23 protein-coding genes are annotated in these 21,053 nt (G+C 68.8%); 17 read left to right on the forward strand and 6 right to left on the reverse strand.

Going from position 1 to position 21,053, the window contains the following annotated elements; all coding sequences use genetic code 11:
• Positions 1-167: 167 nt before the first annotated feature.
• From leuS to ACFWZ4_RS09600, 5 genes are all read left to right on the forward strand, one after another.
• The gene (gene leuS / locus ACFWZ4_RS09580; RefSeq protein WP_439704462.1) at positions 168-2,930 is read left to right on the forward strand and encodes a leucine--tRNA ligase; all 2,763 of its coding nucleotides are present in this window, start codon (positions 168-170) and stop codon (positions 2,928-2,930) included.
• A gap of 5 nt (positions 2,931-2,935) precedes the next feature.
• The gene (locus tag ACFWZ4_RS09585; protein WP_439704463.1) at positions 2,936-3,466 is read left to right on the forward strand and encodes an LPS-assembly lipoprotein LptE; all 531 of its coding nucleotides are present in this window, start codon (positions 2,936-2,938) and stop codon (positions 3,464-3,466) included.
• 1 nt (position 3,467) lies between these two features.
• Positions 3,468-4,478: a DNA polymerase III subunit delta gene (gene holA / locus ACFWZ4_RS09590; protein ID WP_439704464.1), complete on the forward strand. Its 1,011-nt coding sequence runs from the start codon at positions 3,468-3,470 to the stop codon at positions 4,476-4,478.
• A 180-nt stretch (positions 4,479-4,658) separates the two neighbouring features.
• A complete protein-coding gene (gene nadD, locus ACFWZ4_RS09595) occupies positions 4,659-5,315 on the forward strand; it encodes a nicotinate-nucleotide adenylyltransferase (RefSeq protein WP_439704465.1) in 657 nt (218 codons plus the stop codon).
• On the forward strand, positions 5,312-5,767 hold the full coding sequence (locus ACFWZ4_RS09600; protein WP_439704466.1) for a GNAT family N-acetyltransferase: 456 nt from the start codon (positions 5,312-5,314) through the stop codon (positions 5,765-5,767). The genes nadD and ACFWZ4_RS09600 overlap by 4 nt, the downstream gene beginning before the upstream one ends.
• 7 nt (positions 5,768-5,774) lie before the next feature.
• Here the strand turns inward: ACFWZ4_RS09600 and msrB are convergent, their stop codons facing one another.
• Together msrB and ACFWZ4_RS09610 are read right to left on the reverse strand one after the other, a co-directional pair.
• Complete coding sequence (gene msrB, locus ACFWZ4_RS09605) at positions 5,775-6,383, reverse strand: peptide-methionine (R)-S-oxide reductase MsrB (protein ID WP_439704467.1); 609 nt, start codon at positions 6,381-6,383, stop codon at positions 5,775-5,777.
• An 18-nt stretch (positions 6,384-6,401) separates the two neighbouring features.
• Positions 6,402-8,120, reverse strand: a complete 1,719-nt coding sequence (locus tag ACFWZ4_RS09610) for a cytochrome c biogenesis protein DipZ (RefSeq protein ID WP_439704468.1) — start codon at positions 8,118-8,120, stop codon at positions 6,402-6,404.
• A 325-nt stretch (positions 8,121-8,445) separates the two neighbouring features.
• On the opposite strand from ACFWZ4_RS09610, the gene ACFWZ4_RS09615 reads away from it, so the two are divergent.
• From ACFWZ4_RS09615 to rlmH, 6 genes are all read left to right on the forward strand, one after another.
• Positions 8,446-8,970 carry an RNA polymerase sigma factor gene (locus tag ACFWZ4_RS09615; protein WP_439704609.1) on the forward strand — a complete coding sequence of 175 codons (525 nt, stop codon included), beginning with the start codon at positions 8,446-8,448 and terminating at the stop codon, positions 8,968-8,970.
• Positions 8,957-9,643, forward strand: coding sequence for an NrsF family protein (locus ACFWZ4_RS09620; protein ID WP_439704469.1), 687 nt, complete (start codon positions 8,957-8,959; stop codon positions 9,641-9,643). Before ACFWZ4_RS09615 ends, ACFWZ4_RS09620 begins: the two co-directional genes overlap by 14 nt.
• Before the next feature lie 42 nt (positions 9,644-9,685).
• A complete protein-coding gene (locus ACFWZ4_RS09625) occupies positions 9,686-10,297 on the forward strand; it encodes an HD domain-containing protein (protein ID WP_439704470.1) in 612 nt (203 codons plus the stop codon).
• A gap of 40 nt (positions 10,298-10,337) precedes the next feature.
• Positions 10,338-11,402 (forward strand): NAD(P)H-dependent flavin oxidoreductase, encoded by a 1,065-nt coding sequence (locus ACFWZ4_RS09630; protein WP_439704471.1) that lies wholly within the window; start codon positions 10,338-10,340, stop codon positions 11,400-11,402.
• 138 nt (positions 11,403-11,540) lie between these two features.
• On the forward strand, positions 11,541-11,885 hold the full coding sequence (gene rsfS / locus ACFWZ4_RS09635; RefSeq protein ID WP_231325915.1) for a ribosome silencing factor: 345 nt from the start codon (positions 11,541-11,543) through the stop codon (positions 11,883-11,885).
• 274 nt (positions 11,886-12,159) lie between these two features.
• Positions 12,160-12,630, forward strand: coding sequence for a 23S rRNA (pseudouridine(1915)-N(3))-methyltransferase RlmH (gene rlmH / locus ACFWZ4_RS09640; RefSeq protein WP_439704472.1), 471 nt, complete (start codon positions 12,160-12,162; stop codon positions 12,628-12,630).
• Positions 12,631-12,639: 9 nt separating this feature from the next.
• On the opposite strand, the gene ACFWZ4_RS09645 is transcribed toward rlmH, so the two are convergent.
• Positions 12,640-13,149 (reverse strand): hypothetical protein, encoded by a 510-nt coding sequence (locus ACFWZ4_RS09645; RefSeq protein WP_439704473.1) that lies wholly within the window; start codon positions 13,147-13,149, stop codon positions 12,640-12,642.
• 127 nt (positions 13,150-13,276) lie between these two features.
• A complete protein-coding gene (locus ACFWZ4_RS09650) occupies positions 13,277-13,456 on the reverse strand; it encodes a CsbD family protein (RefSeq protein WP_231324637.1) in 180 nt (59 codons plus the stop codon).
• 229 nt (positions 13,457-13,685) lie between these two features.
• On the opposite strand from ACFWZ4_RS09650, the gene ACFWZ4_RS09655 reads away from it, so the two are divergent.
• Entirely contained in the window at positions 13,686-14,888 is a 1,203-nt protein-coding gene (locus tag ACFWZ4_RS09655) for a zinc-dependent alcohol dehydrogenase (protein WP_439704474.1), read from the forward strand.
• Positions 14,889-14,898: 10 nt separating this feature from the next.
• Entirely contained in the window at positions 14,899-15,201 is a 303-nt protein-coding gene (locus tag ACFWZ4_RS09660) for a hypothetical protein (protein WP_439704475.1), read from the forward strand.
• Positions 15,202-15,376: 175 nt separating this feature from the next.
• Here ACFWZ4_RS09660 and ACFWZ4_RS09665 read toward each other — a convergent pair whose 3' ends face one another.
• Together ACFWZ4_RS09665 and ACFWZ4_RS09670 are read right to left on the reverse strand one after the other, a co-directional pair.
• Positions 15,377-15,628, reverse strand: a complete 252-nt coding sequence (locus ACFWZ4_RS09665) for a hypothetical protein (protein WP_439704476.1) — start codon at positions 15,626-15,628, stop codon at positions 15,377-15,379.
• 121 nt (positions 15,629-15,749) lie between these two features.
• Positions 15,750-16,274: a hemerythrin domain-containing protein gene (locus ACFWZ4_RS09670; RefSeq protein ID WP_439704477.1), complete on the reverse strand. Its 525-nt coding sequence runs from the start codon at positions 16,272-16,274 to the stop codon at positions 15,750-15,752.
• Between the two features lie 254 nt (positions 16,275-16,528).
• Between ACFWZ4_RS09670 and ACFWZ4_RS09675 the strand changes: the two genes are divergently transcribed.
• The 4 genes from ACFWZ4_RS09675 (at position 16,529) to ACFWZ4_RS09690 (ending at position 21,041) form a co-directional block, all read left to right on the forward strand.
• The gene (locus ACFWZ4_RS09675) at positions 16,529-17,914 is read left to right on the forward strand and encodes a DUF418 domain-containing protein (RefSeq protein WP_439704478.1); all 1,386 of its coding nucleotides are present in this window, start codon (positions 16,529-16,531) and stop codon (positions 17,912-17,914) included.
• Positions 17,915-18,030: 116 nt separating this feature from the next.
• Positions 18,031-18,843 carry an SAM-dependent methyltransferase gene (locus ACFWZ4_RS09680; RefSeq protein WP_439704479.1) on the forward strand — a complete coding sequence of 271 codons (813 nt, stop codon included), beginning with the start codon at positions 18,031-18,033 and terminating at the stop codon, positions 18,841-18,843.
• A gap of 118 nt (positions 18,844-18,961) precedes the next feature.
• Positions 18,962-19,228: a hypothetical protein gene (locus ACFWZ4_RS09685; RefSeq protein ID WP_439704480.1), complete on the forward strand. Its 267-nt coding sequence runs from the start codon at positions 18,962-18,964 to the stop codon at positions 19,226-19,228.
• Positions 19,215-21,041: a diguanylate cyclase gene (locus ACFWZ4_RS09690; protein ID WP_439704481.1), complete on the forward strand. Its 1,827-nt coding sequence runs from the start codon at positions 19,215-19,217 to the stop codon at positions 21,039-21,041. Before ACFWZ4_RS09685 ends, ACFWZ4_RS09690 begins: the two co-directional genes overlap by 14 nt.
• The last annotated feature ends 12 nt before the right edge of the window (positions 21,042-21,053 follow it).

A 21,053-nucleotide genomic window follows, 5' to 3' on the forward strand; every position in this document is an offset into this window, starting at 1 on the left:
ACCGCAGTACGCGTGGGGAAAGCGGTGGGCTGAAGCCCACCCGACGCCGGGGTGCCCAAACCACGGCTTTCTTCTTGGCTCCAAGCGGGCGCTGGGCTAGGCTGACGGGTTCCCGCCGCGGCCTTCCCGACCGGCCGCGCGAGCCCCACAGCAACGGCACCGGACACATGCAGGACTCCCACGAACAGGCTTCGAACGAACAGGGCTACCAGCCGCAGGCGGTGGAAACCGCCGCGCAGCAGTACTGGAGCGCAAACCACGCCTACGAGGTCGTCGAGGACGCCTCCCGGCCCAAGTTCTACTGTCTTTCGATGCTGCCGTATCCGTCCGGCGCGCTGCACATGGGCCACGTGCGCAACTACACCATCGGCGACGTGATCAGCCGCTATCAGCGCATGAACGGCAAGAACGTGCTGCAGCCGATGGGCTGGGATGCGTTCGGCCTGCCCGCCGAGAACGCCGCGATCAAGAACCGGACCGCGCCGGCCAAGTGGACCTACAAGAACATCGAGCACATGCGCGAGCAGTTGAAGCGCATGGGCTTCGCCTACGACTGGACGCGCGAGTTCGCCACCTGCCGACCCGAGTACTACCGCTGGGAACAGCTGATGTTCACGCGGTTGATGAAGAAGGGCATGGCCTACCGCAAGAACGCGGTGGTGAACTGGGATCCGGTCGACCAGACCGTGCTCGCCAACGAGCAGGTGATCGACGGCCGCGGCTGGCGTTCGGGCGCGCTGGTGGAAAAGCGCGAGATCCCGCAGTGGTTCCTGAAGATCACCGACTACGCGCAGGAACTGCTCGCTGGCCTGGACACGCTGCCGGGCTGGCCCGACGCGGTCAAGACCATGCAGCGCAACTGGATCGGTCGCTCCGAGGGCCTGGAAATCCACTTTGCCGTGGAGGGCGAGCGCGAACCGCTGACCGTGTTCACGACGCGCCCCGACACCTTGATGGGCGTCTCCTTCGTCTCGATCGCCGGCGAGCATCCGCTGGCGCTCAAGGCGGCGCAGGGCAATGAGCGGTTGTCCGCGTTTCTGGAAGAGCTCAAGCACGGTGGCGTGTCCGAAGCCGAGCTGGAAACCCAGGACAAGCGCGGCATGGACACCGGCCTGCGCGCGATCCATCCGGTTACCGGCGAGCCGATCCCCGTGTGGGTGGCCAACTTCGTGCTGATGGGCTACGGCACCGGCGCCGTGATGGCGGTGCCCGGGCACGACCAGCGCGACTGGGAGTTCGCGCAGAAGTATTCGCTGCCGATTCGGATGGTGATCGTCGACCGGGGCGTCGTCGACGCGCTGGCCGAGATCGGCCACGACCTGCGCCAGGGCGTGGGGGCAAATCCCATGCGTGCGGCGCTGCACGGAAGCGACACCGACGCCTACGAAACCTCGGCCGCGCTGCGCACGGTGCAGGAATTCGAGCGCCGCATCCACGAAGACGCCGCCTGGACCGAGCGCGGTATCCTGGTGAACTCCGGTGATTACGACGGACTCGACTTCGTCCAGGCGTTCGACGGCATCGCCGATCGGCTGGAGCGCGACGGCAAGGGGCAGCGTCGCGTGAACTGGCGCCTGCGCGACTGGGGCGTCAGCCGCCAGCGCTATTGGGGCTGCCCGATCCCGGTGATCTACTGCGGCAAGTGCGGCGCCGTCCCGGTGCCGGAAGACCAGTTGCCGGTGGTGCTGCCCGAGGACGTGGAGAACGCCTTTGCCACGAGCGGCGTCGTGCAATCGCCGATCAAGGCCGATCCGGAGTGGCGCAAGTGCGCCTGCCCGCAGTGCGGCGGCGCGGCCGAGCGCGAGACGGACACCTTCGACACCTTCATGGAGTCGAGCTGGTACTACGCCCGCTACACCAGCCCGGGCGCCCAGGCCCAAGTCGACGCGCGCGCCAACTACTGGCTGCCGGTGGACCAGTACATCGGCGGCATCGAGCACGCGATCCTGCACCTGCTGTACTTCCGCTTCTATCACAAGCTGTTGCGCGACGCGGGCCTCGTGCACTCCGACGAGCCGGCCACCAACCTGCTGTGCCAGGGCATGGTGATCGCCGAAACCTTCTATCGCGAAAACGGTGACGGTTCGAAGGACTGGATCAATCCCGCCGACGTCGAGATCGAGCGCGACGAGCGGGCACGCGTCGTGGGCGCGCGGCTCAAGGCAGACGGCCGGCCGGCGCAGATCGGCGGCGTCGAGAAGATGTCCAAATCCAAGAACAACGGCGTCGACCCGCAGGCGATGGTGGAGAAGTTCGGCGCCGACACGGTGCGCCTGTTTTCCATGTTTGCCGCGCCGCCGGAACAGTCACTGGAGTGGAGCGAGGCGGGCGTGGAGGGCATGGCCCGCTTCCTGCGCCGCTTCTGGCGCGAGGTGACCACGCACGCGTCGCAGCCGGACCATCCGGTGGTCGACCCGGCCGCGCTCGACGCCGGCCAGAAGGCCATGCGCCGTCAGCTGCACGAAGCCATCCAGAAGGTCGGCGACGACCTCGGCCGCCGGCACTCTTTCAACACCGCCATCGCCGCGCTGATGGAACTGCTCAACGCACTGGGCAAGTTCACCGACATGAGCGAGGAAGGCCGTGCGGTTCGCCACGAGGCGCTGGAGGCGATGGTGCTGCTGCTCAACCCGGTGGTGCCGCATATCAGCCACGCGCTGTGGCAGGTGTTGGGCCACCCCGAGACGGTGCTGGAGAACGAGCCCTGGCCGCAGCCGGACCCGTCCGCGCTGGTGCGCGACACGGTCACCCTGGCCGTGCAGGTCAACGGCAAGCTGCGCGCTACCATCGAGGTGTCGGCCAACGTGTCGAAGGAAGAGGCCGAAGCCATGGCGCGCGCCCAGCCGCAGGTGCAGGCGCATCTGGAAGGACTGGCCGTGCGCAAGGTGATCGTCGTGCCAGGCAAGATCGTCAACATCGTCGCGGGATGAGCCCCATGAACCGTCTGTTCCGAGCCTCGCTGCTGGTCTGCACCCTCGCGCTGTCGGCGTGCGGCTTTCACCTGCGCCAGAGCGCCGCGCTGCCGACCTCGATGCAGCGCATGCACCTGACCGTCAACGGCGGCGGCAGCCTGCAGCGCGACCTGGCCCGTGCGCTGGAGGATTCCGGCGTCACCCTCGAGGACGAGGGCGGCCCGGGCATCGCCGAGCTGAAGGTTCCCGTCGCCGCGTTCGACACCGACACGCTGAGCGTCAGCGGTGGCGCCCGCGTCACCGAGTACACGGTCCGCTACCAGGTGCGCTTCGAGGTCGACGACAGCAACGGGCAGGCGCTGGTGCCGCAGCAGCGCGTCGACATGTCACGCGACTTCAGCTACGACGCGCTCAACACCGTCGGCACCGATGCACAGGTGGAGGAAATCCGCCGCAGCCTCAACGACGACATGGTGCAGGCGATCCTGTTCCGCCTGCAGGCGGCCGGTCGCCACCAGCTGGCCGAACCGGCCGCGGCGTCCAGCGCGGGCTGACATGCCGCTCTCGCCCGCCCAGTGGAACAAGGTGCTGGCGTCCGATCGCCTGTCGCCGGTGTACCTGCTGGCGGGCGAGGAACTGCTGGTGCTGGAAGCGGCCGATGCGCTGCGCGCGCGTGCCCGTGAACTGGGCTACGCCGAACGCGAGGTGCTCGAGGCCGGTCAGCATTTCGATTGGGACGACCTGGCGCGCTCGGCCGCGGGCATGTCGCTGTTCGCCAGCCGCCGCCTGCTCGACCTGCGCCTGCCGACCGGGCGGCCGGGCGTGGAGGGTGCGAAGGCGATCACCGCGTTCTGCGCCGACCCGCCGCCGGACGTGACCCTGCTGATCACCGCGGTGGAGTGGAGCAACAAGCACGAGGGGGCGTGGACCAAACAGGTGGACGCCGCCGGCGTGCTGGCGGTGTTCAACGCCCCCAAGCCGCAGGAATGGTCGTCGTGGATCGGCGCGCGGCTCGCCTCACGCGGGCTTGCCGCGACGCCCGATGCCGCCGCACTGCTCGCCGAACGGGTGGAGGGCAACCTGCTCGCCGCGGCGCAGGAGATCGACAAGCTGGTCGTCCTGCACGGCAGCGGTCGCATCGACGCGGTCGAGATGGAAAACCTGGTCGCCGACAGTGCCCGCTATGACGCGTTCAAGCTCACCGATGCCGCTTTCGCCGGCGACGGCGGCCGCGCGCTGCGCATCCTGGCCGGCCTGCGCGGCGAGGGCGAGGACCTGATCCCGCTGATGGGCTGGCTGGTCAACCAGCTGCAGCTCGCGCTGCGCCTGGCCAACGCGCGCGATTTTGCCGCGCAGGCGCGCGCCGAGCGGTTGTGGCCGGCGCGCGAGCAACTCTTCCGCAAGGCCCTCCGTCGCGCGCCACGCGAGCACTGGCTGGCCTGCCTGGCCCGGGCCTCGCGCATCGATCGCATGGCCAAGGGTCGTGAGTGGGGCGAGCCGTGGCTGGAAGCCGAGCGGCTGATCGCCGCCATCGCCGAGCCGCGGGCCGCCGCGGCGCTGGGGTGAGCGCGCCTTTTGCTCCCTCTCGCCGTCGGGGAGAGGCTCGGGTGAGGGGGGTGGGCTTGCCTCGAAGTCTCCTCATGCCTGGCGGCAAAACAGCATGATCACTCGCGCGAATGCCGTCGTGACGCGGCGTGGCCCCTCATACCAATTCCTTCCCCGGCGGGGAGAGGGAGCCAAGGCACCATGCGTCCATTAGCCATCCTCGGCGGCACCTTCGACCCCATCCACATTGCCCACCTGGCGGTGGCGTGGGAGGCGGCCGAACTGCTCGACGCCGAGGTGCGCCTGATGCCCGCCGCCGTGCCCCCGCACCGGCCGCCACCGATCGCCGATGCCACCACCCGCGTGGCCATGCTTCGCGCGGCATTGCGCGGGCAGGACCGGCTCGGCCTGGACACCCGCGAGCTGGCCCGCGGCGGTCCGTCGTATACGGTCGACACGCTGGCCGAGTTGCGTGCGGAGGAGGGTGACCGGCCGATCGTGCTGCTGCTGGGCGCCGATGCCTTCGCCGGCCTGCCGGGCTGGCATCGGTGGTACGCGCTCTTCGAGGCCGCGCACATCGGCGTGCTTTCGCGCCCGGGTGTCGCGCGCCAATGGCCGGCAGAGCTGGCCGAACAGGTGGTTGCGCGTCAGGTCGCCGATCCGCGCCGGCTGCGGGGACAGCCTTCGGGAAAAATCGTCGAACTGGACGTGACACCGCTGGACATCTCGGCCACCCGCATCCGCGACCTGCTCGCGGCCGGCCGCGATCCGCGCTACCTGCTGCCCGAGGCACTGTTCGACGATCCGGCCCTGCTGGCGCCGTACCGCGAGCACGGTTTCCAGGAGGGGCCCCCGTGACCGTTACCGTCCGAAGCGTGGCGCATGCCGACCACGACGCGTGGCTTTCCTTGTGGGACGGCTACAACGCCTTATACGGACGCGCAGGCGCAACCGCGCTGCCGGCCGAGGTCACCGCGATGAGCTGGTCGCGCTTCTTCGATGCCTACGAGCCCGTGCATGCGCTGGTGGCCGAGGCCGACGGCGAGTTGCTGGGCCTGGCGCACTATCTGTTCCACCGGAGCACGATCCGCATCGAGCCCAGCTGCTACCTGCAGGACCTGTTCACCGCGCCCGCCGCGCGCGGACGCGGGGTAGGGCGTGCGCTGGTCGAAGCGGTCTACGACCGTGCGCGCGCGGCCGGTTGCTCGCGGGTGTACTGGCAGACGCACGAAGGCAATGCCACGGCCATGGCCCTGTACGACAAACTGGCCGAGCGCTCGGGCTTCGTCGTCTACCGTCGGGACATGTAGCGCCCGCTCAGCCGACTCGCGGCACGAAGCGCAACGCCACCGAGTTCATGCAGTAACGCAGCCCGGTCGGCTCGGGGCCGTCGGTGAAAACGTGGCCCAGGTGGCTGTCGCAGCCGGCGCAACCTATCGCCGTGCGCTCCCAGCCGAACATCCGGTCGGTGCTCTCGATGACGTTCTGCGTGGCGATCGGCTGCCAGAAGCTGGGCCAGCCGGTGCCGGAGTCGAACTCGGTGGCGGCGTCGTAGAGCGCGGTGTCGCAGGCCAGGCATCGGAACAGGCCGGGCACCGGCGGTTTCTCGTGGGCTCCGCTGAAGGCACGCTCGGTGCCGTTGCGGCGCATGACGACGTAGGACGCCTCGGGCAGGCGCTCTCGCCACTGCGCGTCGGTCAGCACGAGCTTGCGCACGTGGCAGGGACCGAGCCGATGGCCGTCGTCGGCGAAACATTCCAGCAGCAGGTCACGGCCGCTCGCGGCGACGGGAGCTGCCGGCGCGGAACGTGCGGACAGCCGCGGGATCAGCACGCCGCCGCCCACCGCGGCGAGTGTGCCGCCGGCGAGCACGGCACCCAGGAAGCGGCGCCGTTCCATGGCGGCGATGTCGTTGGTTCGGGACATGGCAACCTCCGAAAAGGATCAGCCGAAGGTGAAGGCGTACGCGCGCACGCCCGGGTCGAGGAAGGTGATTTCGAACAGGCGCTCGCCGTTGCCGTGCTTCTGGCGCACCAGCTGGTACAGGCGTTGCTCGGTGACGGTGCCGTAACCCTCCGCGTCGACGTCCATGCCGTGATCCTCTCCCGGCGGCTTGCCATCCAGGGTGATGCGGAAGCGCACGGGTTTGCCGTTGGCGCCGGGGCCCAGGACAAGGTGCAGGTCGCGGCCGCGGAAGCGGTAGACGATGCGTCCGCCCGCACGTTCGAGCTCGGCGTTTTCCGCGTGCGCGGTCCAGCGCCCGTCCAGCGACCACTGGCCGGACATCAGCGTGGCAGGAGCGTGATAGGTCCAGGCGTCGTCGTGGGCAACCGGGCCACCGGCGAAGTGCGCGCTGCGGGCATAGCCGACGTAGGTTTCCGGCGAGCGCATCGGGTCGCCGGAGCCAGCCGCCTGCGCGCCCTGGCTGCCGGGTTGCACATGGCCGCCGGGCAGGTCGCGGTAGCCGGCCTCGGTGAGCAGCTGGCGGATGGTGTCCTCGCTCTGTGCGTAGTCGCCCTCGCCGAAGTGATGTGCGCGGATGTTGCCCTTCGCATCGATGAAGTAGTGCGCCGGCCAGTACTGGTTGTCGAAGCCTTTCCAGATGGCGTAGTCGTTGTCGAGCGCCACGGGGTAGTCCACCCCCAGTTCCCTAATCGCACGCGCCACGTTGGCCGGTTCCTTCTCGAACGCGAACTCCGGCGCATGCACGCCGACGACCACCAGGCCGTGGTCCTTGTACTTGTCGTACCAGCCGCGCACATAGGGCAGCGAGCGCAGGCAGTTGATGCAGGAGTAGGTCCAGAAATCGACCACCACCACCTTGCCGCGCAGCGATTCGCGCGTGAGCGGCGGCGTGTTGAGCCAGCCGGTGGCGCCGGCCAGCGAAGGCATCTCGCCTTCCACCGGGAGCGGCGCACCGGCCTGGTGCATGGGTTCGGGCGCGGGCGGCGGACGTGTGGCCTGGAGCAGCTTCTGCTCCAGGCCACCGGTGTTGGCGAGCGCGACGCGGGTGAGCAGGCCGGTGTCCAGTCCCAGCGCGATCGCCGCCACGCCGGCCAGCACCAGCACGCCGAGTGCGCGGCGTACCCATTCGCCGGCGCCGAGCGAGCGCTTCATCAGGGCGAACACCTGGCCGCCGATCAGCAGCGCCAGCGCCAGCGAGGTGGCCGCGCCGGCGGCATAGGTGAGCAGCAGCAGCGTGGTCTGGACGCTGGCGCCGTTCAGCGCCGCGCCCGTCAGCAGCAGGCCCAGGATCGGACCCGCGCAGGGCGCCCACAGCAGGCCGGTGGCAATGCCCAGGCCGGCGGCCGACAACACCGAGCCCTCGCCATCCGAACGCTGCGACAGCCGGTTGCCCAGCGCCACGAACGGCCGCGTCATCCATTCGGCCAGCCGCGTGGAAAGCAGGGTAAGGCCGAGCAAGGCCAGCACCACCAGCGCGACGACGCGGCCGTATTGGTTGGCGCGGATCGCCCAGCTACCGCCCACCGCCGCCAGGCTGGCGACCAGCGCGAAGGTGAGCGCCATGCCGAGCAGCATCGGCAGGCCGTTGCGCGCGAAAGGCCGGTCGGCGCGCGCGAATACGAACGGCAGCACCGGGAGGATGCAGGGGCTCAGGATGGTCAGTACGCCGCCCAGGTAGGCGAGAATCAGCAACAGCATGGGATGAGGTTCCATGGGAGTGTGGCTGGGTATTCGACGGTGAGTCCGGGCCGGTTACGCAGGGCGGACTTCGGCCCACCCGCTCCGAGGACCGTGAAGGCCGGCGGACTGAAGCCCATCCTGTGCCGCCTCGTTTCCTACGGGGGTAACCGCGCGGCCGGATGCAGCGAATGCCGGGCATGCCCCACAGGTTTGTGCCATGCCGGGCTTGACCGCCACCGGCACCATGGTCCTAGATGATCGCTCCTTCCCCTGGGCGAGCGTCGACCCGGCCGTGCCTGCCGATCCTGCCAGCGACAATCCCGAACGCCGCCGCGCCGCGTGGATGGCCGCCGCGCAGGCGGGCGACCGTCGTGCCTACGAGCGCGTGCTGGCCGATTCGGTGGCGCTGGTCCGCGCGGTCGCGCGTCGCCAGGGCGTGGCCCACGACCATCTGGACGACGTCGTCCAGGAAACCCTGCTCACCGTCCACCGCGTACGCCACACCTACGATCCTTCCCGTTCCTACGACGCCTGGCTGTCCGCGCTGGCGGCCCGGCGCGCGATCGACGGCCTGCGCCGCAGTGGCCGGCAGGCACGTCGCGAGATCGGCGACGAGACGGCCGTCGCCCTGCATCCGGACGAACGGGATGCCAGCAGCGAGAGCGATCGCGCGCAGCAGGCGGACCGCCTGCGAGCGGCGATCGCCGACCTGCCGCCGGGCCAGCGCGAGGCGGTCGAACAGCTGGGCCTGAAGGAGCTTTCGCTGGAGGAAGCCTCCGCGCGCACCGGCCGCAGCACCGGCGCACTGAAGGTCAACCTGCATCGCGCGCTCAAAGCGCTGCGCGGCCGCATCCATGGAGACGATTGAAGCGATGGCCGACCCGCACGCCCACGATCAGCTGATCGCCTCGCTCGGCGCCGAGCTGGCGCCGGTGCGCCGGCTGCGTCCGCCGTGGCTGCGCACGCTGGGTTGGCTGGCGGTGGTCGCGGTCTTCGCGCTCGCGCTGTTCGCCCGCTATGGCGCCACGCCGATGCTGGCGCGCTGGGCCGGGGCGCCGGATCTGGGCTGGGCCGGGCTGGGCGCGGCACTCACCGCCATCACCGCGGCCTGGGCCGCCTTCGCGTTGGGCGTGCCGGGCCGCCGGGCTGCCTGGGCCTGGTTGCCACTGGCGCCCGCGCTGCTATGGATCGGCGCAAGCGGACTGGGTTGCCTGCGCGGCTGGATCGCGCCGGCCACGCATATCGCCAGCGCACCGGAGGCGGGCGATTGCCTGTTCTTCATCATCGGCTTCTCGGTGCCGCTGTCGGCGTTGCTGGTCGTGCTGCTGCGCCGCGCCTGTCCGCTGCGGCCGGTACTGACGGCGGTGATGGTCGGCCTGGCCAGCGCTGCCGCCTCGGCCAGCCTGCTGGAGATCTGCCATGCGTTCGACGCGGCCGCCACCGACCTGGCGATGCACGTGCTGGCGGTCGCCGTGGTGGTCGGGGTGAACGCCGCGCTGGGCGGACGCCTGCTTGCGCCCGAGGTCCGTCGCGCTCCCTGAGACAAGCCCGGTACAGGCTGTCGTCTTTCAGGGAGGACAGCCATGCTCAGCGAACGCTTCACCGCCGCCGTCGACTACGTGCGCATCGCCCACGCCGGCCAGACCCGCAAGGGCACCGCCATCCCGTACATCCAGCACCTGCTGGCCGTGGCCAGCCTGGTGCTCGAGCACGGCGGCGACGAGGACCAGGCGATCGCCGGCCTGTTGCACGACGTGGTGGAGGATTGCGGCGAGTCGCACGCCGTGGCGGTCGGCGAGCGCTTCGGCGAACGGGTGCTGGCCATCGTGCTCGGCTGCACCGACGGCACCGCCGAAGCGAAGGCCGGCTTCGACGACCACGGTGCCCGCCGCCGCGACTGGTTGCGGCGCAAGCAGGCCTATCTCAACCACCTGGCCCACGCCTCGGACGACATGCTGCTGGTGTCCGGCTGCGACAAGCTGCACAACGCGCGTGCGATCGTCGGCGACCTGGAGCGACCGGAGGTCGGCCAGGGCGTGTTCGACCGCTTTACCGGCGGCCGCGACGGCACGTTGACCTATTACCGGCTGCTTGCCGACCTGTTCACCCAGCGCGGTGCGGCGATGGCCGGTGCGCTGGAGCGGGAACTCGAGCGGATGTACGCGCTGGCCGGCGAGCAGCACCGCGCCGCCTGATCCGGCGCGACAATGGCGTCCTGCCGTCGAGGAGCCCGCCATGTCCGTCTTCCTTCGTTCGCTGGGCGTCGCGCATCCGCTGATCCAGGCGCCGATGTCCGGTTCCAACACGCCGGCGCTGGTGGCCGCGGTCAGCGGCGCCGGTGCCCTGGGTTCGCTGGGCGCGGGTTACCTGGAGCCGCAGGCGTTGCTCGACCAGGCCGCGCAGATCCGCGCCGCCACGGACAGGCCGTTCGCCATCAACCTCTTCGTGCTGCCCGACGACTTCGTCGCGGACGACGCACAGGTGGCGATGACCCGGCGGCGGCTCGACGCGTTGATGGCCTGCGAAGGGCTGGACGTGCGCACCGAGGTTCCCGCCCGATGGGCGCCGCGTTTCTCCGACCAGCTCGCCGCGCTGCGCGAGGCGCGCCCCGCGGTGGCTAGCTTCGCCTTCGACGTGCTCGCCACGGCGCAGGTGCGGGAACTGCAGGCAGCGGGCATCCGCGTGGTCGGCACCGCCACCAGCGTGGCGGAAGCGCGTGCGTGGGCCGAGCGTGGCGCCGATGCCGTGTGCGCGCAGGGTGCCGAGGCGGGCGGGCATCGCGGCACTTTCCTGCATGCGGCGGAGGAGGCGATGGTCGGCCTGTTCGCGCTGTTGCCACTTACCGTCGCTGCGGTGGACATCCCGGTGATCGCCGCCGGCGGGATCATGAACGGTCGCGGCATGCGTGCGGCGGAGTTGCTCGGCGCCGACGCAAGCCAGCTCGGCACTGCCTTCCTGGCCTGCCCGGAATCGGCCGCGGCGGAGGCGTGGAAGCGCGACCTGCCGCAAGCACAGGACCATCGCATTGGCACGATCTACAGCTTCTCCGGCCGCGCCGCGCGCGGCCTCAACAACCGTTTCGTGGAAGCCATGCAGCCGTTTGCCGGCGAGTTGCCACCGTACCCGATCCTCAACGCGCTGACCGCCCCCCTGCGCCGTGCGGCCGCGGCCGCCGGGCGAGGCGACCTGCTGTCCGAATGGTGCGGCCAGGCCGCGGCGCTGGTGCGCCCGATGCCCGCCGCCGGACTGGTCCGCGTGCTGATGGACGAGTACGCCGCGGCCGGCTGCACGCCCGCTTGACGTGCCATGGAGTTACCCCGGGTATACTGCCCTGGCGCCATTTCGCGCCCTGAGTACGCCCCGAGGCACCCCCGCTTGAGTACGTCTTCCCGTAGCCAGCCTTCCGTCGCCGCCAAGAAGGCGGTCGATACCACCAACCTGCGCAAGCACGTGATCGACGCGCTGGAAGAACTCAAGGCCAAGGACATCCGCGAGATCGACGTCCGCGGCAAGACATCCATCGCCGACCTGCTGGTCATTGCCTCGGGCACCTCGGCCCGCCACGTCAAATCCATTGCCGACGAAGTGGTCAAGTTCGCCAAGAAGGCGGGCGTGATGCCGCTGGGCGTCGAGGGCGAGCAGGAAGCGGAGTGGGTGCTGGTTGACCTCGGTGACGTGATCGTCCACGTCATGCTGCCGCGCATCCGCGAGTTCTACGGCCTGGAGCGGTTGTGGACCGTCGGCGACCGCGAGTCGGGGATGGATGCGGCGAACGCTGGCTGACGCCATTGTTCCTCTCCCTTGTGGAGAGAGCCGAAGTGGGATCGCTCTTGCGATCCACTACCAACGAAGCGCACGCCTGGCTCCCTTTCCCCGCTGGGAAGATGGCTGGGGTGAGGGGCCGCTCTTGCGACCTGGTTGGCGCGAAGCGCGCGCAGCTTTTCAAGACACCCCTGCGATGACGATCCCCGCGAGCCCCGGCCCCTCACCTCAATCCTCTCCCCCGAGGGGAGAGGAAGCGAACGTGGCGCTGCGCGCCGCTTTGCCTGGTTGAAACATGCGAGCACGTTTACTTGCCATCGGCGAACGCATGCCCGCCTGGGTGGCGGAGGGCTTCGCCGAATACCGCAAGCGCCTTTCGCACGAGCTGCCGCTGGAACTGGTGGAGCTAAAACCCGGTGCCCGCGGCAAGGGTCGCGACGACGCACGCGCCATGCACGACGAAGGCGTGGCGATCCTCGCCGCACTTTCGCGCGATACGCATGTGATCGCGCTGGATGGCCGCGGCAAGCCTTGGTCCAGCGAGGAATTGGCCGCCCAACTGGCGAACTGGCGCATGGCCGGGCGCGACCTGGCCTTCCTCATCGGCGGGCCCGACGGCCACGCCCCCGAAGTGCTGGCGCGCGCCGATCAGCGGTGGTCGCTCGGCCCGCTCACGCTGCCGCACATGCTGGTTCGACTCGTGTTGGCAGAGCAGCTCTATCGCGCCAGCACGCTGCTGGCCGGCCACCCTTACCACCGCGCCTGACGTTCCGCTTCAGGCAGCCAGCTGGGGCACCTCCGGGTGCGCGTGCAGCGGCAGGTGCTTCGCTCCCGTGGCTAGCACGCCCGGGCAGGCGGCGGTGAGGTTGTCGCGGGTGGCATCAATGATCACCAGGATGCGCCCGGCATCGATCTCGTCCTTGAACTTGCGGTGCACCGCATCGGGCACATCGGTGCCGACCAATGCGCCGGTCCAGCAACCGACCGCCGCGCCCGCCAGCGCGATGGCAGCACCGCCGGCCAGCGTGACGCCCAGTGGCGGCACCGCGACGGCGATCAGTCCAAGCAATATGCCCGCGCCACCGCCGCAGGCCGCGCCGCGCGCGGCGGCGGGATAGAAGTCGGTTCGCCCTACCATCAGGTGGTCAGGAATCTGTTGAAGCTCGATGTCCTCGCGGGCGATCAGCGAGAGGTCGTTGTCTGGAATGCCGGCCTGGCGGGCCGCGGCCATCACGGCACGCGCGGTCGAGATGTCGGGGGTGCTGAATACGCAGCGGGTTTTCATGGGCGCTTCCCGGTAAGGCCCCGACCGGCATGGCCGGTGGCCATGCCGGTATGTTTCGCGGGCGCGGGTGATGGTTGCGTGTCAGTCGTTATGGCCGACCGCCCGCAACCCGCGACCGGGCGCTACCTCAGTCGTCCGTATCCTCGATCTCGTCCTGCGCCTGGCCAATGTTCTTCTGCACCTTGCCGGCATTCTTTTCGAGGTTGCCAGCAACTTCCTTCGAGGTATTGCCGGTCAGCTTGCCGACGCCTTCCTTCACGGCGCCCTTGACCTGGTGTTCGGTGCCTTCGATGCGGTTGTCGTTCATGCGTGTCTCCTCCGGGCCTGCCGGGTTGCAGGCTCAGCTTTGTTATAGGGGGAGGTGTGTTCAGTGCCGGTGACAGTGACGCAAGCATTTCGCAGCCGTTGCCTGCCTGTCGGGCAGGCAGGCAAGCGCTTGATTCCGGCGGGGAATCGGTGCGGACCCTTTCGCTCCGACGACATGCGCACGGTTAGCTTCCCGCGCATCCAGAGCACACGTCCCGCGGAGGAATCCCATGCTTGCCACCACCTATCGCCGGCCCTACCGGGTGCGGGCCGCCCACGTACCCGAGCCGGCGATCGAGCATCCGGACGACGCCATCGTGCGGGTGACGCGCGCCTGCATCTGCGGCTCGGACCTGCACCTCTACCACGGGCGGGTGCCGGACACGCGCGTGGGTTCGATCTTCGGCCACGAGTTCACCGGCATCGTGGAGGAGGTCGGCCCGAACGTGCGCAACCTGACGGTCGGCGACCACGTGCTGGTGCCGTTCAATGTGTTCTGCGGCAGTTGTGCTTCGTGCTCGCGCGAGCTTTACGGCAACTGCGAAAACGTCAATCCGGAAGCGACCGCGATCGGGGGCGCCTACGGTTATTCGCACAGCGCCGGCGGCTACAACGGCGGCCAGGCCGAGTACGTGCGCGTGCCCTTCGCCGACGTCGGCCCGACGGTCATCCCTCCGGACATCCATATCGAGGACGCCGTGCTGCTCACCGACGTCGTGCCTACCGGCTACCAGGCCGCCGAGATGGGCGACATCCACGAGAACGACACCGTGGTGGTGTTCGGCGCCGGCCCGATCGGGCTGATGGCCGCGCGCTGCGCCTGGCTGATGGGGGCGGGCAGGGTGATCGTGGTCGACCAGTACGACTACCGCCTGGACTTCGCGCGTCGCTTCGCTCAGGCCGAGACGGTCAACTTCCTCGAAGTCCAGGACATGGCCGTGCACATCAAGAAGCTGACCGACTGGCAGGGCGCCGACGTCTGCATCGACGCGGTCGGCTGCGAGGCCGACGGCAACGCCATGCAGAGCCTGACCGGCGTGAGGATGAAGCTGCAGGCCGGCGCGGCCACGGCGCTGCACTGGGCGATCAACTCCGCGCGGCGAGGCGGCAACGTCTCGATCGTCGGTGTGTACGGACCGACCTTCAACCTGGTGCCGATCGGCAGCGCGATGAACAAGGGCCTTACCCTGCGCATGAACCAGGCCAGCGTGAAACGCCACCTGCCGCACCTGATCGAGCATATCCGCGCCGGCCGGCTCAAGCCGCGCGAGCTGATCACCCACCGTGTGCCGCTGGAAGAGGTCGACGAGGCGTACCACCGCTTCTCGGCGAAGGAAGACGGCTGCATCAAGACCGTGCTGGTCCCGCCCCGCGCCGGCCATTTCGACACGCCCGCGCCCGCTGCCGGCCCGACCTCCACTCACCTGCACTGAAGGCCAGCCCATGAACCAGGCGACCGATCATTCGCACATCCCCGATTGGGGTGTGGACCTCGACCCGGCCAGGCGGCCGGCCGTGCCCATGGAGCACACCCCTCCGCGGCTGGAGGGCGTGCACTGGGACCGCCCCACGCAGCAGCCGCGCACGGTCGAGGTGTTCCATTCGATCGAACGGCCAGGCATCACGCCGGTGTTCGGTACCAGCGTGCCGCCCAGCGGCATGAGCGGCTGGATCCGCCGCCGCGCGTTCCGCCGCAGCGAGAGCGACCTGCCCACTGGATGCTCCTGCTGCTGGCCGACCGCGTGAACGTAGCCGAAGGCTTGCTGGAAGACGTGCGGCGCTCGCCGCGCGCTCGTGCCGCCGCCTTCGGCGTGGCGGGCGCGGCACTCGGGTTGTGGATGCTGCGACGGAGCCGTCGCGTCTGACGGGTTCGCCGGGTCACCAACGCGGGGCGATGCGCATCATCGCCCCGCGAGAGCGCTCAGCCGCGCTCCTCCGCGGCATCGTCGTTCTTCAGGACGCCGCGCAGGTTGAACAGGAACAGCCCGACCTGCAGCCCGATCAGCGCCCAGGCGCGGTCGTGCCAGCCCCAGGCCACCCACAGGACGTTGCTCAGAACGAAGCACCAGAAGCCCCAGGTGCGCTTGCGCCGCGACAGCGAGCCGACCAGCCAGGCGGCCACCAGGGTGATCGCCATGGCCGGCCATTGCAGGGCGTCGATCAGGTCGTTCACGTCGGGCAGGACGGTGCGGTCGGTTCCCGGTCGAACCGGGAAACGAGTGCGTGCCCGCTTGCGATGGCCTGCGCACCGGGCACGGCCGGGGCAGTGGGATGCGACCGCACGCGCGCGGTCGTCAGGCCGGCGAGTCCGGGTTGCGCATGAAGGCCATCGCCGCGGTCTTCACCTTTGCATAGCTGGTGATCGCGTCGGCGCCGGAGGAGTCCTTCCAGCTTGCGTACTTGCGGTCGAATTCGGTCAGTTCCTCCGTGCTGAAGAGCTGGCGCACGGCGTCGAACATCCTGGTTTCTTCTTCATGCGCATGGTGCTTGATCAGCTCGCCGCACACCTGCACGGAACCGGCGAACTGCCGCGAATTGACGTCGGCCGCATGGATGTCCGGCAGCACGGCCAGCTCCACCGCGCGATGTTCCTGGATCGCCTCGGCGTAGATCAGCTTCTGCTCGTGGTCGGCGCGATCCTCGAAGGCGGGATAGAACACGGTTTCCTCCCACTTCGCGTGCGGGATCAGCAGCGCCTCGATCCGCTTGAGGAGGTCGTGGCGCGCATCGGCCTCGGAGTCGGCGGTCTTGTTGATCTGCGCGAACAGCTCGCGCAGGCGCTCGTGTTCGCTCTTGAGGGTGTCAAGGATGTCGGGCATGGTGCGTCTCCGGATCGATTTGGGTCATTGCATATCCGCCGGTGTGGCATGGCCGTGAACCGCCGGAAGATCTCCGCCCGGTAGCGGATCGGCGCACGCACTTCGTGACTTCGTCCGTTCCATACGTGGGCAGGAATGGATACGCCGGAAGGCATCTGGCAGCTTCGCGCAACATACTGGGGCGGGACGCATACGCCACGCCACAGGCAGGCCACGCCTGCGTGCGTTCTCGCTGGAGGCCCGCGAGAAGGCGTGTGGCGCTGCCCCACCCGGGAAAAGCGCAGCCTGAGGTGGCAGAATCAGGCGAGCACCTTCAGGATCCACGCATGCAGGCATCTCTCGAAAGCCCCGTCGCGCCGAAGGAACGCTACACGGTGGTCGATGCCTTGCGGGGATTTGCGCTGGCCGGCGTGCTGCTGATCAATCTCGAATACCTGAGCCTCTACGCCCTGCTTCCGGCTTCGCGCCAGGCGGTGCTGCCGACCGCTGCATTCGATGCCGTGGCCGTCGCGGTGACCGAGCTGCTGGTCAACATCAAGTTCATCACCTTGTTCTCCCTTTTGTTCGGTCTGGGTTTCGCACTGCAGCTCGAGCGTGCCCGGGCGCGCGGCGCGGGCGGCATCGCCCGCTACGCCCGGCGGCTGGTGGTACTGGCCGGCATCGGCGCCGTGCACGGCTTCTTCGTCTGGTGGGGCGACATCCTGCTGACCTATGCGGTGGTCGGCCTGCTGATGCTGGCGTTCGTGCGACTGCCTGATCGCGTGCTGGTCGCACTGGGTATCGTGAGTGCGGTCGCGTTGCCTTCGCTGCTCAAGCCGTGGATGCATCCCTTGCTGTCGGCCATGCCGGGGCAGGCCGAGGTGTCCGCAGCCAGCGTCGCCGCGTTCACATCGACCTCTTGGGCGGGCGCGCTGCATGCCAACCTGATGTTCTCGGGCTGGGAGCGCGTGTCCAGCCTGGCGCTGGTGAGCTTCGTGCTGGGCCGTTTCCTGCTCGGCCTCTGGGCAGGGCGGCGCGGCCTGTTGCAGCGGCCGCTCGAACATCTGCCGCTGCTGCGTCGCCTGTGCCTATGGGGCTTCTCGATCGGCGTGGCCACGTGGCTGCTTTCATGGGTGGGAACGGCGCCCCACACAACGCTTCCGGGACTCCAAGGCGGTGCGCGGTTACTGGTGCTTCGCCTGCTCGACGGCATTGCTCCGCTGGCACTGGGCATCGGCTATGCGGCTGGCTTTGTGCTTCTGTACCAGCGTCCGGCCTGGCAGCGCCGGTTGCGCGTGCTGGCGCCGGTGGGCCGCATGGCCTTGACGCACTACCTGTCGCAGAGCGTGCTCGGCGTGATGCTGTTCTACGGCATCGGGCTGGGCCTTGGCCCGCGTTGGGGCATGGCCGGCGTGCTCGGTGCCTGCGCCCTGATCTTCGGTATTCAGGTGCTGTTGAGCCATTGGTGGCTGGCGCGCTTCCGCTATGGCCCGCTGGAGTGGCTGTGGCGCTGGGTCACCTATGGCGGGCCGCCGCCGCGGATGCGGCAGGGGCCCGACAGCACGCCTGAGCCTGCGGCGATGAGGTTGCGCCCGCGCGCAGCGAGCGAATCCGCCGCGCCCGTCGGCGAGCTATCCCCGGAAGAAAAAGCCGCCCCTTAGGAGCCCGGCGTGACGCGGGCGCTGCCGGCATGCATTGCGTTGCATGACGCGCGTAACGTTGTTTTGGCACACTCGAGGCCATCGGCCGTTGCGCCGTCCGGACGGGGGAGCCGGGCATGAGTACGCACCAATCCGCCGGCCGCCTGGCCTGCGTCGGCATCGGCATGACCCTGGGCTCGCACATCAGCCCGCTGGCGCGCAGCTACATCGAACAGGCGGACGTGGTCTTCGCCGGCGTGTCGGACGGCCTGGTCGAGCGCTGGTTGCAGCGCATGCACCCGGACGTGCGCAGCCTGCAGCCTTACTACGCGCATGGAAAGTCGCGCATGCGCACGTATCGGCAGATGGTGGAGGCGATGCTCGTCGAGGTGCGCGCGGGCCGGCGCGTCTGCGGCGTGTTCTACGGCCATCCCGGGGTGTTCGCCTGGGTGCCGCACAAGGCCATCCAGACGGCCCGCAGCGAGGGCTACCACGCGCGCATGGAGCCGGGCATCTCGGCCGAGGACTGTCTGTACGCGGACCTGGGCATCGACCCCGGAACCTGCGGCTGCCAGCACTTCGAGGCGAGCCAGTTGCTCATCTACCGCCGCCGCATCGATCCGAGCGCGTGGCTGATCCTGTGGCAGGCCGGCCTGGCGGGCGACCGTTCGCTGAAACGCTTCTCCACCGGCGCGGCGTACCGCCAGGTGCTGGTCGACGTGCTGGCGCGCGACTATCCGCTCGAGCACGAGGTGATCGTCTACCAGGCTCCGACATTGCCGATCGGCCAGCCCAGGATGGACCGCACGACGCTGCGCGCGCTGCCCAGGACGCGGCTCGGCATGGCCGACACCCTGGCCATCCGGCCGGCGCTGCCCATGGAACCGGACGAGGAGATCCGGGCGCGGCTGGCGGCGCTGGATGCCGCTTCGGAGCAGGCCACAACCTGACCAGCAAGGTTTTTTGCCGGCGACCGCTCAACGGCGGCGAAGCAGGATATGATCGACAAGGGTGTGCGGTTGCTGCGGGGGCGGTACCGGACACCGGCTATCACACAAGGGGACACCTATGACGGACGTGATTGATATCCTCGAAAGGATGGGTAGCGACGCTGCGTTGCGCGATGCGCCGCGGGAAGGACTGGAGCGGGTGCTCGCGGCGGAGACGATCGACGAAACCATGCGTGCGGCGATGCTGTCGGGCGATAGCGCCGAGCTGCAGTCGTTGATGGGGGCGGGGGCGCAGTTCAGCATCATCATGCCGAGCGAGGAAGAGGCGCCGGCCGATGGGGAGGAAGACGAGGAGTTGCCGCCCGATGAGGATGGCATCGTCTGACAAGCTTCCATTTCGCCGTCACGTTATGGCTCGCGTCATGCCTGGGTCTCGCCGGAAGCGGCTCCGCTGGCCGTGGGGCGTTTGTTGCCTGTTTTTTTTCCTGGGGCCGGTAAACGGGTCCACCGTCGCCCAACCCGATGAAATCAGCGCGATGTTGGTACGGGCGGACCACCTGAAGACGTCGGACAACCCGGCGTTCGTGGCGCTGCTCGGTCAGTTGCACCAGCGTGAATCCAGACTCAGCGGCGAGCAGCGCCTTCTTCTGAAGTACCTGGACGCCTGGCAACTCGACTTCCTGGGCGATTATCGCGAGGCGCGAGCGTCGTTGACGGCGATCATCAATGACGCGCCGCATGCCCGGCTCCGGTTCCGCGCGATGGCGACGCTGGTAAACGTCCTGGGTGAGGTGCATCGCTACCAGGACGCATTCGTCCAGCTGAACCAGATGATCGAACAGTTGCCACAGGTCACCGAAAGCAACCTGCGGTGGCAGGGGCTCGGCGAGATCGCCCAGTTGCTGATCGCCGCGGGCCAGTACGACCTCGGCACGGACTACGCCAGGCAGATGATGGACGTCGTCCCGCCAGGGGAGACCCCGTGCAAGGCGCTGTATTTCATCGAACACGCGCGCTTCAGCAGTGGCCGTATGGGCAGGGGCGAACCGGGAATGCAGATGGCAATCGACACCTGCGATAAGGCCGGGGAGTCGATCGTCGCCAATGCGTTGCGCGCCAATATGGCCAGTGTGCAGATCAGGGCCGGATACCCGGCCGAGGCGGCAGCTCTGCTCGAGAAGCACTATTCGAGCGTGCGCCATGACCAATACCTGATCACCATCCTGAGCTTCGACGCGTTGCTCGCGCAGGCGTATCTTGGCATGGGGCAATCCAGCAAGGCGCGAACCTACGCCCTGGCGGCCGTCCAGGCGAGTGCGCCCGGAGAGTTCACCGATCCACTGCGCATGGCCTGCAAGACCCTCTACCAGATCGATCAGCAACGTGGCGATTTCAAGTCGGCCTTGGGCTGGCACCGGCGCTACATGGAAGCCGACAAGGGGTATCTCGACGACGTCAGCGCCAAGGCATTGGCCTTTCAGATCGTCAAGCAGCAAGTGCAGGCGAAGAAGCTGCAGGTGGACGCGCTGGACAAGCAGAACAAGATCCTGCAGCTGAAGCAGGCGCTCGACCGCAAAGCGGTGGAGGCAAGCCGGTTATACATCGCCATATTGGCACTGGGGCTGCTGGCGATCGGCTTGTGGTTGCTGCGCCTGAAGCGCTCGCAGCTGCAGTTCATGCGCATGGCGCAGTGCGACAGCCTCACCGGCATCTACAACCGCAAGCACTTCATGAGCGAGGCCGAGTACTCGCTGCGCTACGCCCAGCGTTCCGGCCGTGGCGCCTGCCTGGTGCTGATCGACCTGGACCACTTCAAGCTGATCAACGACACCTATGGCCATGCGACGGGTGACCAGGTGTTGCGGCGCGCGGTGGCCGCCTGCCAGGAACACGTGCGTTCGACCGACGTGTTCGGTCGCCTCGGCGGCGAAGAGTTTGGCGTGCTGCTGCCGGAGTGTTCGATGGACAGTGGCATCGAGCGTGCGGAAGCGATCCGCCGCAGCGTCGCCATGTTGAGTGACCAGCCCGATCCCGGCATCCCGGTATCGGCCAGCTTCGGCGTGGCATTCACCGGCGAATCCGGTTACGAGCTGCGCCAGTTGCTCATGGACGCCGACCAGGCGCTCTATCGCGCCAAGCGGGCCGGACGTAATTGCGTGGTGGCGGGCAAGCAGGGTGAGGGAGTCGTGGTCGCCTGAGCGCGGCCACGC

The sequence above is a fragment of the Frateuria sp. GZRe12 genome, from assembly GCF_051900535.1.
Lineage (GTDB): Bacteria > Pseudomonadota > Gammaproteobacteria > Xanthomonadales > Rhodanobacteraceae > Frateuria_A.

What these genes read in the sequence shown, in the direction of transcription:
- leuS (WP_439704462.1), top strand. Translation starts at nt 168, where the DNA reads ATGCAGGACTCCCACGAACAGGCTTCGAACGAACAGGGCTACCAGCCG.
- ACFWZ4_RS09585 (WP_439704463.1), top strand. Translation starts at nt 2,936, where the DNA reads ATGAACCGTCTGTTCCGAGCCTCGCTGCTGGTCTGCACCCTCGCGCTG.
- holA (WP_439704464.1), top strand. Translation starts at nt 3,468, where the DNA reads ATGCCGCTCTCGCCCGCCCAGTGGAACAAGGTGCTGGCGTCCGATCGC.
- nadD (WP_439704465.1), top strand. Translation starts at nt 4,659, where the DNA reads ATGCGTCCATTAGCCATCCTCGGCGGCACCTTCGACCCCATCCACATT.
- msrB (WP_439704467.1), bottom strand. Translation starts at nt 6,383, where the DNA reads ATGTCCCGAACCAACGACATCGCCGCCATGGAACGGCGCCGCTTCCTG.
- ACFWZ4_RS09610 (WP_439704468.1), bottom strand. Translation starts at nt 8,120, where the DNA reads ATGCTGTTGCTGATTCTCGCCTACCTGGGCGGCGTACTGACCATCCTG.
- ACFWZ4_RS09615 (WP_439704609.1), top strand. Translation starts at nt 8,446, where the DNA reads ATGGCCGCCGCGCAGGCGGGCGACCGTCGTGCCTACGAGCGCGTGCTG.
- ACFWZ4_RS09620 (WP_439704469.1), top strand. Translation starts at nt 8,957, where the DNA reads ATGGAGACGATTGAAGCGATGGCCGACCCGCACGCCCACGATCAGCTG.
- ACFWZ4_RS09625 (WP_439704470.1), top strand. Translation starts at nt 9,686, where the DNA reads ATGCTCAGCGAACGCTTCACCGCCGCCGTCGACTACGTGCGCATCGCC.
- ACFWZ4_RS09630 (WP_439704471.1), top strand. Translation starts at nt 10,338, where the DNA reads ATGTCCGTCTTCCTTCGTTCGCTGGGCGTCGCGCATCCGCTGATCCAG.
- rlmH (WP_439704472.1), top strand. Translation starts at nt 12,160, where the DNA reads ATGCGAGCACGTTTACTTGCCATCGGCGAACGCATGCCCGCCTGGGTG.
- ACFWZ4_RS09645 (WP_439704473.1), bottom strand. Translation starts at nt 13,149, where the DNA reads ATGAAAACCCGCTGCGTATTCAGCACCCCCGACATCTCGACCGCGCGT.
- ACFWZ4_RS09650 (WP_231324637.1), bottom strand. Translation starts at nt 13,456, where the DNA reads ATGAACGACAACCGCATCGAAGGCACCGAACACCAGGTCAAGGGCGCC.
- ACFWZ4_RS09655 (WP_439704474.1), top strand. Translation starts at nt 13,686, where the DNA reads ATGCTTGCCACCACCTATCGCCGGCCCTACCGGGTGCGGGCCGCCCAC.
- ACFWZ4_RS09660 (WP_439704475.1), top strand. Translation starts at nt 14,899, where the DNA reads ATGAACCAGGCGACCGATCATTCGCACATCCCCGATTGGGGTGTGGAC.
- ACFWZ4_RS09670 (WP_439704477.1), bottom strand. Translation starts at nt 16,274, where the DNA reads ATGCCCGACATCCTTGACACCCTCAAGAGCGAACACGAGCGCCTGCGC.
- ACFWZ4_RS09680 (WP_439704479.1), top strand. Translation starts at nt 18,031, where the DNA reads ATGAGTACGCACCAATCCGCCGGCCGCCTGGCCTGCGTCGGCATCGGC.
- ACFWZ4_RS09685 (WP_439704480.1), top strand. Translation starts at nt 18,962, where the DNA reads ATGACGGACGTGATTGATATCCTCGAAAGGATGGGTAGCGACGCTGCG.
- ACFWZ4_RS09690 (WP_439704481.1), top strand. Translation starts at nt 19,215, where the DNA reads ATGGCATCGTCTGACAAGCTTCCATTTCGCCGTCACGTTATGGCTCGC.